This window comes from Desulfoluna butyratoxydans, from assembly GCF_900699765.1.
Taxonomy (GTDB): Bacteria; Desulfobacterota; Desulfobacteria; order Desulfobacterales; family Desulfolunaceae; genus Desulfoluna; species Desulfoluna butyratoxydans.
On the sequence record NZ_CAADHO010000002.1, the window covers coordinates 773,278 to 789,988 of the forward strand.

Annotated in this window: 15 protein-coding genes; 8 read left to right on the forward strand and 7 right to left on the reverse strand. The window is 57.2% G+C overall.

Annotation, left to right across the window (positions count from 1 at the left end; all coding sequences use genetic code 11):
• Positions 1-339: 339 nt before the first annotated feature.
• From modC to modA, 3 genes are all read right to left on the reverse strand, one after another.
• Entirely contained in the window at positions 340-1,062 is a 723-nt protein-coding gene (modC, locus tag MSL71_RS08325) for a molybdenum ABC transporter ATP-binding protein (RefSeq protein ID WP_180138703.1), read from the reverse strand.
• A 235-nt stretch (positions 1,063-1,297) separates the two neighbouring features.
• Entirely contained in the window at positions 1,298-1,996 is a 699-nt protein-coding gene (modB, locus tag MSL71_RS08330; RefSeq protein ID WP_180138705.1) for a molybdate ABC transporter permease subunit, read from the reverse strand.
• Positions 1,996-2,769 carry a molybdate ABC transporter substrate-binding protein gene (gene modA, locus MSL71_RS08335; protein ID WP_180138707.1) on the reverse strand — a complete coding sequence of 258 codons (774 nt, stop codon included), beginning with the start codon at positions 2,767-2,769 and terminating at the stop codon, positions 1,996-1,998. Before modA ends, modB begins: the two co-directional genes overlap by 1 nt.
• 160 nt (positions 2,770-2,929) lie before the next feature.
• On the opposite strand from modA, the gene MSL71_RS08340 reads away from it, so the two are divergent.
• On the forward strand, positions 2,930-3,697 hold the full coding sequence (locus tag MSL71_RS08340) for a DUF364 domain-containing protein (RefSeq protein ID WP_180138709.1): 768 nt from the start codon (positions 2,930-2,932) through the stop codon (positions 3,695-3,697).
• A 26-nt stretch (positions 3,698-3,723) separates the two neighbouring features.
• Here MSL71_RS08340 and MSL71_RS08345 read toward each other — a convergent pair whose 3' ends face one another.
• A complete protein-coding gene (locus tag MSL71_RS08345) occupies positions 3,724-4,350 on the reverse strand; it encodes an MBL fold metallo-hydrolase (protein ID WP_180138711.1) in 627 nt (208 codons plus the stop codon).
• Between the two features lie 596 nt (positions 4,351-4,946).
• On the opposite strand from MSL71_RS08345, the gene MSL71_RS08350 reads away from it, so the two are divergent.
• Positions 4,947-5,480, forward strand: a complete 534-nt coding sequence (locus tag MSL71_RS08350; RefSeq protein WP_180138713.1) for a cysteine hydrolase family protein — start codon at positions 4,947-4,949, stop codon at positions 5,478-5,480.
• A 366-nt stretch (positions 5,481-5,846) separates the two neighbouring features.
• Positions 5,847-7,118, forward strand: a complete 1,272-nt coding sequence (locus MSL71_RS08355) for a porin (protein WP_180138715.1) — start codon at positions 5,847-5,849, stop codon at positions 7,116-7,118.
• A 25-nt stretch (positions 7,119-7,143) separates the two neighbouring features.
• On the opposite strand, the gene MSL71_RS08360 is transcribed toward MSL71_RS08355, so the two are convergent.
• Positions 7,144-8,217 carry a PTS sugar transporter subunit IIC gene (locus MSL71_RS08360; protein WP_180138717.1) on the reverse strand — a complete coding sequence of 358 codons (1,074 nt, stop codon included), beginning with the start codon at positions 8,215-8,217 and terminating at the stop codon, positions 7,144-7,146.
• A 229-nt stretch (positions 8,218-8,446) separates the two neighbouring features.
• On the opposite strand from MSL71_RS08360, the gene MSL71_RS08365 reads away from it, so the two are divergent.
• The 3 genes from MSL71_RS08365 to MSL71_RS08375 all read left to right on the forward strand — a co-directional run bounded on the left by MSL71_RS08365 (position 8,447) and on the right by MSL71_RS08375 (position 10,906).
• Entirely contained in the window at positions 8,447-9,373 is a 927-nt protein-coding gene (locus MSL71_RS08365) for a transposase (RefSeq protein WP_180138719.1), read from the forward strand.
• 81 nt (positions 9,374-9,454) lie between these two features.
• Positions 9,455-9,880 (forward strand): hypothetical protein, encoded by a 426-nt coding sequence (locus MSL71_RS08370; RefSeq protein ID WP_180138721.1) that lies wholly within the window; start codon positions 9,455-9,457, stop codon positions 9,878-9,880.
• A 213-nt stretch (positions 9,881-10,093) separates the two neighbouring features.
• The gene (locus MSL71_RS08375) at positions 10,094-10,906 is read left to right on the forward strand and encodes a crotonase/enoyl-CoA hydratase family protein (RefSeq protein WP_180138724.1); all 813 of its coding nucleotides are present in this window, start codon (positions 10,094-10,096) and stop codon (positions 10,904-10,906) included.
• A gap of 397 nt (positions 10,907-11,303) precedes the next feature.
• Here MSL71_RS08375 and MSL71_RS08380 read toward each other — a convergent pair whose 3' ends face one another.
• Positions 11,304-13,370: a methyl-accepting chemotaxis protein gene (locus tag MSL71_RS08380; RefSeq protein ID WP_180138726.1), complete on the reverse strand. Its 2,067-nt coding sequence runs from the start codon at positions 13,368-13,370 to the stop codon at positions 11,304-11,306.
• Between the two features lie 354 nt (positions 13,371-13,724).
• Between MSL71_RS08380 and MSL71_RS08385 the strand changes: the two genes are divergently transcribed.
• Complete coding sequence (locus MSL71_RS08385; RefSeq protein WP_180138728.1) at positions 13,725-14,522, forward strand: hypothetical protein; 798 nt, start codon at positions 13,725-13,727, stop codon at positions 14,520-14,522.
• 713 nt (positions 14,523-15,235) lie between these two features.
• Complete coding sequence (locus tag MSL71_RS08390) at positions 15,236-15,478, forward strand: hypothetical protein (RefSeq protein ID WP_180138730.1); 243 nt, start codon at positions 15,236-15,238, stop codon at positions 15,476-15,478.
• 6 nt (positions 15,479-15,484) lie between these two features.
• Here the strand turns inward: MSL71_RS08390 and MSL71_RS08395 are convergent, their stop codons facing one another.
• Positions 15,485-16,528 carry an exonuclease/endonuclease/phosphatase family protein gene (locus MSL71_RS08395; RefSeq protein ID WP_180138732.1) on the reverse strand — a complete coding sequence of 348 codons (1,044 nt, stop codon included), beginning with the start codon at positions 16,526-16,528 and terminating at the stop codon, positions 15,485-15,487.
• Between the last annotated feature and the right edge of the window lie 183 nt (positions 16,529-16,711).

The following is a 16,711-nucleotide window of genomic DNA, read 5'->3' on the forward strand; positions in this document are numbered from 1 at the left end:
AAAGAAACCTCTTTTCCCCCTTTTTTGGAAATCCCTTTGAGCCGGGTCCTTCGGAAGCTGTTTTAAAGAATCTCCTCATCGCGATCCGGTGGCCCGGGTCGTCAACACGGTGTTTACATATATTCTTCATCCTCCTATCTCCATAAGGTTGAAGGGGGTGCCGCAAGGCACCCCCCGAAATCTGAAAACAGCAAGACTCTTTTCTGAAGCGCCCTTAAGGGGACGGTTCAGGGAAAAAATCATCCTTATATTCTCCTAAATTGTAGTGGTGTAAAACCCCCGGGGCAACGGTGCCCCGGGGGTTTTGCTTTTTGGGTGAGTGCGTGGTGGAAACGGCGATCAGGGGGACGTAACGGCCATGGGCCCGGTACTCCATGGGGAAGAGAGCCTTTCATCTGAGAAAAGATCCTTTGGTGAGCCTTCAGCGGTGACGCCCCCGTTTTCAAGGGCCACTACGTGGGCTGCCAGGGCGCGGATTTCATCAGGTGCATGGCTGACGTAGAGAACGGGGATGGAGACGTGGGCCGCGAGTTTTTTGATATAGGGGATCACTTCGGCCTTTCGTGCCGTGTCCAGGGAGGCCAGGGGTTCGTCCATGAGGAGCATGGCCGGGCTGGTCAACAGGGCCCTGCCAATGGCCACCCGCTGTTTTTCCCCTCCGGAGAGACCTGCCGGTCGCCTGGTGAGGAGATGGCCGATGCCCAAAAGGGAGGTCACCTCATCAAAATCCACAAAGCGCAGGTCAGCGGGCGTCCGCCGCATGCCGTAGGTGAGGTTGGAGTGCACCGAGAGGTGGGGAAAGAGCCGTCCCTCCTGAAACACATACCCGATGCGCCTCTTTTCCGGGGGCAGGTCGATGCCCAGCTTTGAATCAAAGAGACAGAGCCCGTTGACGCAGATGCGGCCGGAGTCGGGCCGGACCAGCCCGGCCACCATGTTGACCACGGAGGTCTTCCCCGCCCCGGACGGGCCGAAAAGCGCCGTGACCCCGGTTCCGGGTGCCTCAAAGGCCACATCAAGGATAAACCGGCCCTGTGTATGGTGGATCTGTAAATTCAGCACGGGATGGAATCCTTCCTTGTCACTGTTCAGCTTATGCCTCCGGCGGACCTGCCGGGGCCAAACGTTTGAAACGTTTGATACACAGGTTTTAACAACTGATTCAGTTTAATCTCAATCAAAGGCGACTGTGATTTTCCCTGAGGAACGAAGGGGAAAGCGCATTCGCAACTTGCTTTCAAGGTGGCACACCTTGCCGCCGGAGGCTGCTTTTCGGAGCTGAATTGTTACCCCTCATTTATGCCTTCATGCGGGCTGCGACTCGGCGGGCAAGGGTCTCGGAAACGATGAGGGCCACCATGGCGATGAGCACCGACAGGATGCACAGGCGCATGGCACCGGTCTCGCCGTCCGGCACCTGGGTGAGGGTGTAGAGGGCCAGGGGCAGGGTCTGGGTCTCTCCCCGGATGTTGGAGACAAAGGTGATGGTGGCGCCGAATTCCCCCAGGCTCCGGGCAAAGGCCAGGAGGGTTCCCGTGAGGATACCCGGGGCCATGAGGGGCAGGGTCACCGTGAAAAAGACCGCGACGGGTCCGGCCCCCAGGGTGCGTGCCGCGGCTTCCAGCCCGGGGTCCACGCTCTCCAGGGAGAGGCGTACGGCGCGGACCAGCAGGGGAAAGGCCATGACCGCTGCAGCCAGCACCGCTCCTTTCCAGGTAAAGGCCAGGGAGATGCCCAGGTAGTTGAAGAGGGGGCCTCCGATGGCACCGTTTCGCCCCAGGAGCACCAGCAGCAGGTATCCCATGACCACCGGAGGCAGGACCAGGGGAAGGTGGACCAGCGCCTCCAGAATGGATTTTCCGGGAAACCGGCCCCTGGCAAGGGCCCAGGCCGTCAAGATCCCTGCGGGCAGGCTGAGCACCACGGCCCATCCTGCCACCTGGAGGCTTAAGGTCACGGCTTCACGCTCCAGGGCGGTGAGGGTAAAAATGCCCATTACCTGACGCCGAACCCGTATTTTTGAAAGACAGTCCGGGCTTCCGGGGTCTGCAGGAAGTCAAGGAATCGCCGGGCTTCTTCGGCGTTGCCTCCCTTGACGGCGGCCACGGGGTAGACGATGGGCGGGTGGCAGGACTCGGGAAAGGTCCCCACCACGCGCACTTTTTTTGAAATGGCGGCATCCGTGGCGTAGACGAGGCCCAGGGGGCATTCACCGCGCTCCACCAGCACCAGGGCTGCCCGCACATCTTTCATGGGGGCCAGGCGGTCTTTGACCTCGTCCCAGGACCCAAGGCTCTCCAGGGCCTTTTTGCCGTACATGCCCGCCGGGACGTGGCCGGGGTCTCCCATGGCCAGGCGCCCGGTTTCGCCCAGGGCCGAGGCAGGGGAAAAACCCTGTTTGACAACCATGTCCGTGAGGGCACTTTTCGCAGGCGCGATGAGGACGATGCGGTTTTTCAGGAGGTCGGCGCGGCTTCCCTGGCCCACCAGGCCTTTTTGGGCGATGTAATCCATCCATTTGGTGTTTGCCGACAGGTAGACATCAGCAGGCGCCCCGTTTCCGATCTGTTTGGCCAGGGTGGAGGAGGAGGCAAAGGAGGGCACCATGCGGCCAAGTTTTCTGGCGGCATAGAGTTCACCGATGTCTGTGATTGCGTTGGTGGTGGATGCGGCGGCAAACACCACCACATCGGCCCGTGCAACGCCCAGGCCTGACAGGAAGATCAGGGCGGCGGCCATGAGGGAAGCTGTGCGTGTGAACGGTTTCATCTGTTTGATTTCCTTTGCGAGTATTTGTCTGACGTATATATGGCGTTTTTAAGCGTCATTTGACATACTCACATTGCATTTGGTAAGAAATCAGTCAATTCCTTTTTTGGCTTTTTGTGCGTCCGAAAGGCCCATGGCCAACGAATATGAGGAGAGTTCCATGCAACTGATTCGAAACCTGTCGGCGCATTTTTCCGATAAGGCGAGCCGTACCATTGTGACCTCTGTGACCATCGGTCTGAAATACACGGCCGTGACCACCGACGACGGGGGCATCGGCCTGGCCTGGACAGACCCTTCGTCCCTGGGCTGCGGCAAGGCCGGGGAGTATCGCGACTTTGAGGGGCTTCCCGCCACCGAACTCCTGGACCTTTTGCAGTCCGGCGTGCCCCTTCATCGCACCATGGCCCTGGCCCTGGTCAATGCCCTGAATTACCACGAGGCCTGCGGGTACCCGGAAGATGCCGGGGACGGAGGCTGGATGGATTCCTTTGCCATCGGCCCCGAGACCCGGGTGGCCATGGTGGGGTTCTTTCGGCCCCTCATGAAAAAGTTTACGGCCCGGGGCGCTTCTGTGGAGGTGTTGGACGACACCCAGGGTGTGGGCGATCGCCCCTCCTTTCTCCAAAAACTCAACGGCTGGGCCGAGGTGCTGCTGCTGACCTCCACCTCCATTCTCAATCGCAGCACCGAGGAACTCCTTGCCCAGCTGCCCCGGGACATGACCCGGGTGATCATGCTTGGGCCCAGCACCCCGGTGGTTCCCGCGGCCTTTGCCCACCTTCCCGTGCGTATCCTGGCAGGCACGGTTCCCGAAGACCAGGCCGCCGTGGTTCGGGCCGTCCGGCACGGCCAGGGCACCCCGGTGATCCATCGCTTCAGTCGCAAAGTGTGTGCCCCGTGCAGCCCATCGGTTCACCCTGGTTGAAAAACAGCCTCCCTTCTAAGGGACGATTACACTCTTAACGTGGCCTTCTCTCGACTCACCGTGGAGGTGGGCTTTGCACCGTAGTCATGGCCCGGCCATACCACCGTGTCCCCCGGCAGGGTGAAGATCTTTTCGCGCAGGGAGCGTTTCAGGGTTTTCAGGTTACCTCCCGGAAGGTCTGTTCTGCCAACCCCTCCCACAAACAGGGTGTCCCCGGTGATGACGTGGCCAGGCGTGTAGAGGCAAATGCCTCCCCGGGTGTGGCCGGGTGTGTGAAGGACCGTCAGGCGGCCTTTTCCCACCTCAATCACGGAGCCGTCTTTCAGGAGCCGGGAAGGCTTGGGCGATCCCTTGCCCCCCAGGGCCCGTGTGAGGGTCCGGTTTCCCATGCCGGAAAGCGCCTTGGCATCATCCCGGTGAATCATCAGGGGAGCACCGGTCGCCTCCACCACCGCCCGGTTGCCAGCCGTATGGTCGCTGTGGCAGTGGGTGTTGACGAGTCCCACCACCTCCAGTCCCAGGATGTGAACCTCCCGGAGAATTCGTTTAACCTCAAAAGCCGGATCCACCAGAAGGCAGCGGTGTGTGGCTTTGTCTTCAACGATGTAGGCAAAAGTGGCCATTTTCGCCAGGCGAATCTGATGTATGTTCATGGGGTCTCCTGTCAAGGGCTCGATGGGGCCGGGCTATCCCGGATATGTCATGAGAAAACGGGCAGCCCTGAATCGTTAAGGTTGTTACTGCTGTCGGTTAATAGGAAACGTCACGATGTCAAAAAGACAAAGTAACTATTCTGCTTATGATTGCCTCCGGCGGCCCTGCCGGGGGGCAAGCTTTTGAAAAGTTTGACAAACCGGTCTTGACAGCTTTGGGGCGAATTTCAGCGATTTTGGCTGTTCTAATCTTTCAAAAAAGCGACCCGCCGGAGGCAAGCTGAATAGTTACAAGACAAAATGTCATTCACCGATTTCGGCTCGTTTATCTCTCCCTTGGGGTGAGCCGAGTGCACCCATCTTCTGCGTTATCAGAGCGTTGAGGTATCCACTGCATCTGCAGTTCTGACGCCTTGAATTCGGGGGGGGCCCTCGACCCGTGAAATATCCGGGCTATGGTTTTTATCTGATTCGGTGGTATACCAGCCCATGGGGGGAGCGATCAGGGATCGGACCACAGGGTAACCCGGGGGCGGGGCGATGTCCATGGTTCGTGTGCAGGGCTTTATGTTGACGTGTATCTCAAGGAGTGGGTGATGAAATCTGCGTTGTTGGTCATTGACGTTCAAAAGGGGCTCTTCGGGCCTGAACCCGCGCCCTTTGAAGCGGAGCCCGTGATATCTCGTATCAATGAGCTGGCATCCCGTTGTCGAAACGCTTCGGTTCCGGTTATTTTTGTGCAGCATGAGACCGAAAACGGGGGCCTCGTTTATGGCTCTCTCGGCTGGGGGCTGGACCCAAGGCTTCGGGGGGAGCCCGGGGATCATGTGATTCGCAAAACCACACCGGACTCTTTTCTGCGAACCCGTCTTACCGAACTTTTGACCAAGCTGGGGGCAACCCACCTGATCCTCTGCGGCTACGCCACGGAGTTCTGCGTGGACACCACCGCCCGCAGGGCCGCCGGATTAAAATATCGTGTGACGTTGGCCGCCGATGCCCATACCACCCATGACAAGCCCCACGCCTCCGGAGATGCTATCCGGGCACACCACAACGCCACCCTTCCCGCCATCAGGAGCTTTGGCGTGCCCATTGACGCGATACTCTCCGGCGAAATCGTGGTTTGACGAAGGATGACTCCATTAAAATAAATGACTCAATCAGTATAACGTGTTTATCCGATTGATCTTTTTCTCTTTGTGTGCGATGTTGTTGTGGACAAGTCATAACGTCTCGTACATCTCTTCCTTTCCAGTATTGATTTTTAAGTAAAGCCCCAGGGCTCTATGGCAGTGGGGCCAGGCCGAACAGGTGCGATATCAGGTGAGCCTATCTGCGATCCGTGACGCACTTTTTTGGAGAATCACAAAACCTTGTTTATAAAAAAGGTCTTATGACCTTGTTCTGCAATATCTGTTTTTTTGCATCGCTTTTGGGGATGAACGCATGATTCGCGGTGATTGACCAGTAACCTCATTGGGAAAGGGATTGCCATGAAACGCAGGAAGCAGAAGTTGATTCACGTTTTCTTTATCTCGGTCTTTGCCCTGGCCGCCCTTGGCGGCACGGCATATGGCGCTCCGGAAAAAGAACTCCTCGAAATGCAGACACAACTTGCCGACCAGGCCAAAGCCCTGGAAGAGATGAGGGCCACCATCGACGCCTTGACCTCTGAAAAAGAGGATGGGGCCAACTTTCGGTCGCCCTTTGTGTTCAGTGGGAACAAGGCCTCCTCGGTGGTGCTGTACGGCCATATCAACCGCGCCCTCCTTGCCGCCGATGACGGAAATGATGCCGACGTGTACCAGGTGGACAACGCGGCTTCCCAGTCCCGATTTGGTATTCGCGGAACCATCAAGGTTTCCGACGAGCTCATGTTCGGGACCCTTTTGGAGGCCGGGCTCAATTTGAACCTTAGTGATGGTGTGAGCCAGGAAGACCCCAGGGGTGACGACGTAGACAACACCTTCAAGCGCAGGCACGTGGACCTGTATATGAAGCACACGAGGTGGGGGACTTTATCCATGGGGCATGGGTCCACGGCTTCGGATGACACCACCAGCCTCGATCTTTCGGGGACTTACCTGGCAGGCGCCTCAGCCGTGAGCGATTACGCCGGCGGCCTTATTTTTTACGACAAGAACTTGAACAGCTTGACGGGTATCAACATATCAAAAATTTACAACAGCATGGATGGATTGGGCAGGGACGACAGGATGCGATACGACTCTCCCTCCTTTGCCGGGATGATGGTCTCGGGGTCCTGGGTGGCCGACGGTGGAGGCGATGTGGCGCTCAGGTACGACGGGGAGCTGGCTGATATCCAGATGCTGGCTGCCATCGCATACGCCAGGCCCAGCGATGCCTCGGATACGGTCAAGAACCAGTACGACGGCTCCGTGGCCCTGCTGTTTGATTCCGGGTTTAACCTGGCCTTTGCCAGTGGGCTTCAGGAGTACAAGCAAGACCGTGCCGATGACGGCTCCTTCTATTACTTTAAGTTTGGTTACAAGACCATGCTCGCCTCCTTTGGGGAGACGCGTTTTTCCGTGGACTTCGGCCAGTATGACGACATCCTGACTTTAGATGGCAGCATTGCCCGGCAGTACGGCAAGGGTGATGTCATCGGCGCCCAGGTGGTTCAGGACATCAAAGACTTCGGTGCCGAGCTTTACGCCGGGTACTATTTTTACGACCTGGACGCTGATATCAGCAGCTACGAGTCGATCCACGCACTTATCACAGGGGCGCGGATCAAGTTCTGATGCCCTGTTTCCGGGGAGCAGGCGATCAGGGCTCCAGCCACATGTCGCCCGGCTTGATCCAGCCGATGCGGCGAAGGTATTCCGAGACACCGTAGGCGATGGCTGCCGGAAAGATAAAGTGGATGAGGGCGATTTTAACGAACAGGATCGCGGGGTGCTGGGTGCCGATCATGGTGTTCCAGGTCATGATCTGGCCCACGAGGCCTGAGGTGCCCATGCCCCCGCCGCTGGGATTGTTCTCCATGCCGAACAGCACCGTGGCGATGGGACCGGTAATGGCGCTGGCCGCGATGGCCGGGATCCATATCCTCGGATTTTTTACGATGTTGGGCATCTGGAGCATGGAGGTGCCAAGGCCCTGGGCAAAGAGGCCGTTGGCTTTGTTTTCCCGGTAGCTGGCCACGGCAAAGCCCACCATCTGGGCTGCGCATCCTGCGGTGGCTGCCCCTGCGGCGAGGCCCTTGAGGCCCAGGATGATGGAGATGGCCGCCGAGCTGATGGGCAGGGTCAGGAAAATCCCCATGCAGACCGAAATAATGACCCCCATGACAAAGGGCTGCTGGTGGGTGGCAAAGAGGATGATCTCGCCCAGGTAGGTCATGAAGGTGGAGATGGGCGGCCCGATGAGAAGGGCAATGATTCCGCCGCTTATCAGGGTGACCATGGGGGTGATGATGATGTCGAGCCGGGTCCTGCCAAATACCCGGCGCCCCACCTCAATGCCTGCCAGCACGGCAATAAACGCGCCCAGGGGCTCCCCCGGGCCTGCCAGGTGAACGGCGCGCCCCACAAAGACACTCCCGGCCAGGATCTTACCGGCAAAGGCCCCGAACATTCCGGTCACAGCCGAGGCGTAGATGATCAGGTTGGGAGCTCCCAGCTTGTGCGAGACCCCCACGCCGATGCCTGCTCCGGTCATGGCAAGGGCCATCCCTCCCACCTGAAGCAGCACCCCTCCGGTGGTGCCCCCGATGCCCGCTCCGATCTGTTTGATGATCAGCCCCACGATAAGGGTCGAAAAAAGCCCCAGCGCCATGCCGCTCAGGCCGTCAATGAGATACCGGTTGATCAATTTTCGAAACAATCGTTCCTGTGACATACTCCTGCACCATCCCCCTCAAGTTATTGTTGTCTTTAAAGTAGTTGGGTTTAACCACAATTTGCCCAAGATTTCAAATCGTCAGGGGACAGGCTCTTTATGCTGAGCACCCACCAGGTTCCCATGGGATCGTTTCGAAGTGGTCATATGTTCTTGATTATTGGCAAAAATGAGTTTTTGTGCCCGGTGCGAGTATTGGTTCCACAAATATTGAGAGGAGGAGGGCTCCATGCCACGCATTCCCCGAATGGTCGTTACAGATTCAGGTCAGAAATCAGCATACCACATCATCAGCCGAACCGCCCTGGACGGTCTTCCCTTCGGCCCTGCCGAGAAAGACGAGCTGGTTCGTATCATTCAGAGGTATTCGGTGGTTTACTGTGTTGAGGTAATAGGCTTTGCCGTCATGGGCAATCATTTTCATTTGCTTGTGGAAATTCTTCCCGGTTCCATGGTGTCGGACGACGAGGTGCGGAGGCGTTATCGGCTTCTTTATGGTGACGATGTGGAGTTCCCTGAAGGAAGCCTCAATGAGTATCGGGAACGGTTTTCCAATCTTTCTGCCTATGTTAAGGATATTAAGCAGAGGTTTTCCTGCTTTTACAATAAACGGAAAAAGCGAAAAGGGACTCTCTGGGGTGAGCGGTTCAAGAGTGTGATTGTTCAAAAGGGAAACACCCTGACCCATTGCCTTGCATATATTGACCTTAACGCCGTGCGAGCCGGGATCGTGAAGCGTCCTGAGGATTATCGCTGGTGCTCCATCGGGTACCACGCCCAGACAGGAAACAGGGATGGGTTTCTTTCTGCGGACTTTGGGATGCCTGATTTCGGCATGGAAAATCCGGCTATGCGGTTTCGTAAATACAGAGAATATCTTTATCATGCTGGGGCCATCGAAAAAAAAGGGGCCGCAAATATTTCCGAGGAGATATTGAATGAGGAGACCCTCGGAGGTTTTGAGTTGGCACGGGTGAGACGGTTCCGGCACAGGAGTCGCTATTTTACGGATTCGGGGATCATCGGTTCAAAGGCATTTGTTGAAGCAGGTTATGAGGCGTTTAAAGACCGTTTTCGGGCAAAGCGGGATAAAATTCCGAAACGGGTGACTGGAATTGAAGGTATGTATTCCTTGAAACGCCTGGTTGATGCCTGATTCGGTGTTTGGTTGCCGCTGATTCCCCTATGCCTTTCTTGAATAAAGAGCCTGCCTCTTTCCATTACCAAAGGAGAATACATGCCGGCAAGCGCTGCAATATATATTCAATACGACACGGCGGTTGATCTTTCGGATCTGTTTGAGGACGTTAAAAGTGACAATGGTCTTTTTAAGACGCCAACGTTTTTTGAGGTCAGGATAGGGGACGATGTCGTTCGGTTCAACGTGATGGAAAGAACCCTCGTGCCTGAGCACATCAAAGGCTTTCTCGGATATATCTCTTCTCGTGTCCATGACTTTGAGACAAGGGCGGATATATGTCATGCCATTGGCCATACGCGCATCGTGCTTGGGCTCACCACCGACAAAGAGTTTGAAGAGAATCCTGCAATCTGGGAAAGCCTGTTCAGGATTGCAGATATGTACGATGGATTTGTCTTTACGTATGACAGCCTGTTGCTTCCCGATGGGGCTGTTTTATTTGGCCCGCTGATGGACGATTGATAGTGGCAGGATTCTTTTCACAAGGCCTTTTGTCGTCGATAGCGTAACACGGCTTTTGGGCAGGAAAGCCGATGCTGCTGCCGTTCCATTGGGACGCTGGTTTGGTTCAGTATAAAAAGCCTGTCCCTTTTCTTTTGATTTTTTTCTTGAAGGCACCCACGGATCGGTTTAGAGCTTTTTTCGATCGCTCAATCAATAACCGAAGGTGTGCCCATGAAATCTGTTTCCAGCGTCCCTGATTCCCCATCTGTTTGTATTGAAAGAAAAGGACCCGTAACAACACTTGTAATCAATCGTCCCCATGTCCGTAACGCCATCGACACTCGTGCTGCCCAGGAGTTGTCGGAGGCTTTTCTGGCCTTTGAAAACGATCCGGATGCCCGTGTGGCCGTTGTGTGCGGCAGGGGAGGGCATTTTTGTGCTGGCGGAGATCTGGCAGCCATGGTGGCCGAGGGGTGTAATCCGATAAAGCAAAAGGGGGACGGCCCCCTGGGCATTTCGCGTCTTTCCCTTTCAAAACCGGTGATTGCGGCCATAGCCGGATATGCGGTGGCAGGTGGCCTTGAACTGGCCCTCTTCTGTGATATTCGCATCGCCGAAGAGAGCTCAGTCTTCGGCTTTTTCAACAGGCGATGGGGGCTTCCCCTTTGCAACGGCAGCACGGTGCGCCTTCCTCGCATTATCGGCCATGGGCGGGCCATGGAGATGATCCTTACGGGGCGTCCGGTCTATTCGGAAGAGGCCCTCTCCTACGGCCTTGTGACACGGGTGGTGGCGGATGGAACTGTGCGCGAAGAGGCCGAAGCCCTTGCAGCGAAGATGGCTGGATTCCCCTTTGAGGGGCTGATGTGCGACAGGTGCAATACTTTGAGTCATTTTACCATGCCCATCGATGAGGCCCTTGACCATGAACTTAAGAATGCCGCTGTGGTGTTTGACAATGATGACGCTTTGAAAGGGGCCAGGGCATTCGTAGCAGGCAAAGGGCGCCACGGAGCCTTTGGGGGCAACGTGGGGACGCCTTGAAATGTTGTGACCAAGGCATGGAGGGTGTTCAACGGAGCCATTTTCAGAGTATTTACCCCAAGGGTAACACCCATCCTCTTTCATTTTCGCCAGAAGAGACTCCCGTACCTTAAACTTTTGACGCTTACGATGCGGCATTTTCCCGGCTGGATTGGTTTTCTTTCGGCAAAGCCATTTCCACTGCGGGGGCCCCTGGGGGGCTGTGCTCTTGAGAGAACATAAAGAGCCTGTCCCTATTTTAGACTATCATCCTTGGGTATCATTCTCTTTTTTTCAGGTGATGGCAATCGTCCCAGACATCCCATCCCAGACATAAAGAACCTGTCCCCCAAGAATGTCCCCCAAGACAAACCGGGGCGCATCATCAGGATGTGTGCCCCGGTTTTTTTGCGCGGTGTCAGGATGTTTTGAAGCGTCCCACCAGGGAACCCAGCTGGTCGGCCATGGTGCGCATCTCTTCGGCGCTGGCCTGGAGGGATCCCCCGATACGGGTGACGCCTTCGGCGGCGTTGTTGACCTCAGCGATGTCGTTTCCGATCTCCCCTGCCATGACCGTGCATCCGGCGGCGTTTTCATTTACCTCCTGGATGCCCAGGGATGCCTGGTTCACGTTTTCGGCAATCTCGCTGGTGGCGGCGGACTGCTCTTCCACGGCCCCTGCGATGGTGGCCACAATGTCATTGACTTCGGTGATGACCGAGGTGATCTCCAGGATGCCGGTGCTCGACGCCGTGGCAGTGGCCTGGACGCTTGACACGATTTTTTTGATGCCCTGCGTGGCCTCGGCGGTCTGGGCTGCCAGCTCTTTGATTTCGTGGGCCACGACAGCAAACCCCTTGCCGGCTTCTCCGGCACGGGCCGCTTCGATGGTGGCGTTTAAGGCCAGCAGGTTGGTCTGTTCAGAGATTTCGGTGATGGTCTCGGTGACCTTGCCGATCTCCTCGGCTGCGCTGCGGAGGGCGTCCATCTCCCGGGACGTGCCGTGGGTACGCTCCAGAGCAGTGGCCGAGACCCCCCGGGCGGTTTCCGTGTTTTTGGCGATTTCACTGATGGTGGCGGACATCTCTTCCGTTGCCGTTGCCACCATGGCGATGTTGGTGGAGGACTGTTCGATGGCCGCGGCCACCCCGGTGAGGTTCTCGGTCATGTCCCGCGTGGACTGCTCCACCCGTGTGGAACGGGAGGACGCGTTGTCCGCGCTCCCGGCCAGCTCTTCGGACATGGACAAAAGGCCTTCGGAGGCGTCGTTTACCGAGGAGACCCCGGAGGCCACCTCCCGGATGAGGCCCTGGAGTTTTTCCATGAAGAGGTTGAACCCCGAGGAGAGCTCGCCGATTTCGTCTTCGGATCGAACCTCAAGGCGCTTGGTCAGGTCCCCTTCCCCCTTGGCGATGTCGTTCATCATGGCGGCGTTCTCTTTGATGCGCCCCACAATGGAGGTGGCGATGGCCCAGGCCACGGCCGCAAAAATCAGAAAGGAGAGCACCCCGATGGTGATGTTGGTGACAAGGATCTTGTCGGCGTTGGCCATCACCTTGTCCAGGGGCAGGGTGACGAGGAAGGACCAGTGCTGGCCCGTGTTGCCGATTTCGATGGGGACGAAGAGTCTTAAGGTATCGGAGTCAAGGTGTGCGGAGTGGTCGGTGAAGCGGAAGGGCTCTCCCTTTTTGACCGCTTCACCCGCCCTGGCCCAGTCGCCCTGATCTCCGATGGACTGGCCGATGCGCTTTTTGTCCACATGGGCGGCATAGGTGCCGTTGGCTGCGATGATGGCGGCATATCCGGTGCCGTAAGGGGTGATGTCGGCCACCAGGTCGGAGAGGCTGTTGAGTTGGATATCAAGCCCCACAACCCCGATGGCTCCGCCGTTTTCCATCACCGGAGTCGTCAGGCTGGTGAGGATGACCTCCCTGCCGCCGATGGTATAGACCGTGGGCGGTGTGATGTACTCTTTGCCGGTCCGCTGGGGGATCACATAGTAGTTGTTGGTCTCCGGGACGGTGTAATCGGTGAGTTTGTCCACGGTGAGGGGCGAACCCAGGCGGTAGAGATAGGGAATGTAGCGACCGGAGTCGTCGTGGTTGGCCGTGCCCGCAAACTCGGCATCCCGACCGTCCAGGGCGTCTGGTTCAAAACAGGCCCAGATGCCCTGGAGCTCGGGGTCGTTGGCGATGACCCCCTTGAGGAGCCGGTTTAACGCCGTTCGGTCGGGTATGCCCCCCTGACCCTTCAGGCCCATGATGCTCCGGGCAACGGTGCGTGACGACTCCAGGGGCAGCTCCAGCAATGCCTTGACCTCATTGCCGTGGCGGTTGGCCAGTTCGATGCCCTTTGACAGGGCTTCGTCTTTGACCATGCGGTGGGTCTTGGTTGTCATGACCGTTATGGACACGGTGAAGGCGACGAGGGCCACCAGGGAGATGAGCAGAACGATTTTCCCCCTCAACTTGAGTTTTTTGAACATGAAAAGTCTCCTTGTATCGATCCGCGTGTGTTGCAGCGTTTTATTTTTTTCGTTACATGTTATACGGTTATGAGACAGAAGGTTGTGCCATGTCACCCTGCCCTGTGTGGCACGCACCTCGCCTGACGGAAGGACAGAGGAATTCCCGCAGGGGATCGGGATCGTCTCCGCAGGGACTAAACGGCACGTTTTTCAGGGGCGAACATGAATGTGTACGATGTATTTTATTATATCGGCTCGCAGGTGTTCGATATTTAGGACAAAAGCCCGTGCTTTTTCATAAAATGCAAGGGGAAGGTATGCGCTGGCCCTGGATTTTAGTATGGCCGACAACCCTCAACAGCAGGAGCCGCCATGTCGTTTAAAGACAATCTTCTGGAAAAGCTGGCGTTGGACCGCATGAAGCAGCGGGTGCTTGCCAGCCTCGGTCCCGTGGGCAGCGGCAGGAAGATCGATAAAAAAGCCATGCGGGGACTCCTTGTGGCCGCCGGGTTCAGAAGCCGTGAGATCCGGGGACTGGAACTTTACCTCCCCGAAGGCGCCACAGGGGAGGAGCCGCAGACCCTCCTTGTGCTGGATAACGATCTGCCCGTCTATAAAAGTACCGTGGATGATGTGGCCATGCGCAAAGAGCCCACCTTAAAAGAGATGATCAGCATCCGTAACGCCATGCGCATCCTAAGCGACTCGGATGTGGTTATCAGCCGCAAGGCGGCGTCGGTGGAGAGTGTCTATCAAGAAGCCATTTCGCGCCTGGATCTCTCCTTTACCGAGGCCGACATCAAGCAGCTTGAGTACGAGGGGAGGGCGGCCGTGGAGTGGAAGGATGCCGGCTCTGTGGAGGAAAGTGTGGCCCTGTTCGGGGAGCTGCTGACGCTTGGACCGGAGCCGGCGTCCTTTGCCATTGAACACTGCCTTGTCAGGGGGCGGCTTTCCCAAGGGACCGGGGAGGATTTCTTCGGGCCCGCCGTGGTGTTCCATACCGAAGATGGAGCCCTTCGTTGGATTGAGGGACGAATCGCCCTTTCCGACAGGGAGGGCATCCGGCGCTTCAAAGAGAAAGCCAGGGGAGAGCGCGAGCCCGACCTTGCGGGCACCGGGGTGATCAAGCACCTGGCCGCCCAGGTTATCGAGGGCATGCCGTCTTCCTGATACCGGGCCCCTGCAGGAAGGCTGGTGCTCCGAAAATTCCTTACTATAAGGAACGCATCGCGAGACACCGCAGCGACAAAGCGCACCAAGGCACTCCGGTCAATCCCCATGACACGCCTTTCGTCTTTTTCCCGCCATGGATTTTTGCATGTGTAATGCAGATCACACCCCCAATACTCCGGTTTCTGGCATAACATGAAGGACTCTGGGAAACGTTTGCAACGACAGGGCCGAAGCCACGTGAGCGGAAAATACCATGAAAGCACGTTCACAACCTGCCTTCAAGGTGGCTCACCTTGCCGCCCAGGGCAAACGTATGTAGATCTTGCCTCCGGCGGCCCTGCCTTGCCGCCGGAGTTATTCCGATTAAAGGCAAGGGAATCCCAAATACCCTTTATTGTGTTTCCAGAAGAATGAAATGAGCCTCTCCTGCAAAAACGGCTGCCAGTTGTCACACACCACGCGAATGCACCGAAACCGCTTGCAGGGTGTCTGCTCCCATGCATTCGCCATAGGGTTTCCAGGTGCCCCCACCTGGCCGCCGGTGGCATGTTTTTTCCCATAGAAGGCATACGCTTTAAACACACCCACGCGAGGTTTTTTATATGCACCGTTTTGTGCGTGTTTTTCTCTTTGTTGTTCTTTTCGTTGGCTGCACCGGGCCTGTGTCTGCAGACACGTCCTCCGGTACGTCCACGTTCAACGGAAAGACCGTGACCTACACGTTCACAGGCGATGTGGTCTCGGCCTTGAGTTACGCCGAAGGCTCGGTTTGCCGGGTGACGGCCAGGGTGGACGGCAATACCCATCGCATTGTGATCCGGGAGGACCGGCTGGAATGGAACGGGGCTTCGGCGCCCCTGGACGGGTTTGAAACAGTACGGATCGTCATGGACAAGTCAGGGGCCCGCTTTCTCGTGGATGGAAAGGAGATCGTGGTCGGGCCTTCATCGTGAGTTTATCTACTGTCCGACAGGGGCGGTGGTGAAGACCCCGTAGACCGGGTAGTGATCGGAGACGGCTTTGGCCTCCTTGGCCGACAGGCCCAGGATCTCGTCAAAGGGAAAGACCCCGGAGGTGCCGGTGAAGTACGGGGCGGTCTCCTCGGTGATGATGATGCGGTCGTAGGCGCAGGCCGACCGGGCGAGGTTGGTGTCCATGCCGTTGGTGATGAGCCACCTGAACCCCTCGCCCCTCAAGGGAGAAGAGAGTTCGTCCTCATCGTAGTAGGCGCAGTCCGCGTTCAGGTCCCCCAGGATCACGAAGCGGGTCTCTTCCGGGAAATGGGCGCGGGCATCGGTCACCACCTGCGGCAGGGCGTTGATCTCCGAGGTGGCATCGTCCGGGTCGGTGTGGAGGGTGATGAGGACAAAGGAAAAATTGCTCTGCCGTGTCTTGAACTGCGCGATGAAAGGCTCCCGGTGGAAGGTATCTTCGCGTGAATCGTCAAAGGTGTAGGCCTCGATGAACTCAAGGACATCGGTCCTGTAGAGGTAGGCGTACTGCTCTTTGGAGGAGGTGCGCCCCAAACGCGGGCCGATGACCGTTTCGTAGTCCCGTCCCAGGGCGTCCACCTGCTCTTCCAGGGACTGGATGGCTTTTCCGCTTTTGTCCCTGATCTCCTGGACGGCCACCACGTCAAAGTGGGAGATAATGGATCCCAGGGCCTCCATCACCTCGGGTTTTTTTGCTTTAGAGACACCGAATACCTGGATGTTGAAGTTGGCCACGGCCAGGGGCTCTGCGGATGGGCCCGGATCGTTTTGGGCGATCACAGAGGGTTCGGAGTCGCACCCGATGCAGCCCCTGGCTTGGCAGGCCTCCGACAGGGGCGTCCCGTCACCACAGATCGTCACCCCGTCTTGGCAGACCACGCCGCCGTGGCCGGAGCAGCAGCCCCGGCAGTCCCCAAAGGCGGTGGGTGTCATGATCAGGAGGATAAAAAAGAAGACAAACACAGGGTGAAGCAAATCAGGCAGGGCACGTCGCAAATCAGTCAATCTCATATCACCAACTTTATTCTATAGCGTCAGACGGATGGAACCATGGCGTAAGGGCTATGCCCTAACAGAAACCGTGGAGAAGCAAATCCTTTATTTTAGAAAAGGAAATAGACCGCATCGGTTTACTAATGCAGGTGCATATGGGATGTAAAGGGAAATGCGTATGGCGGGGTGACCTATGAATCG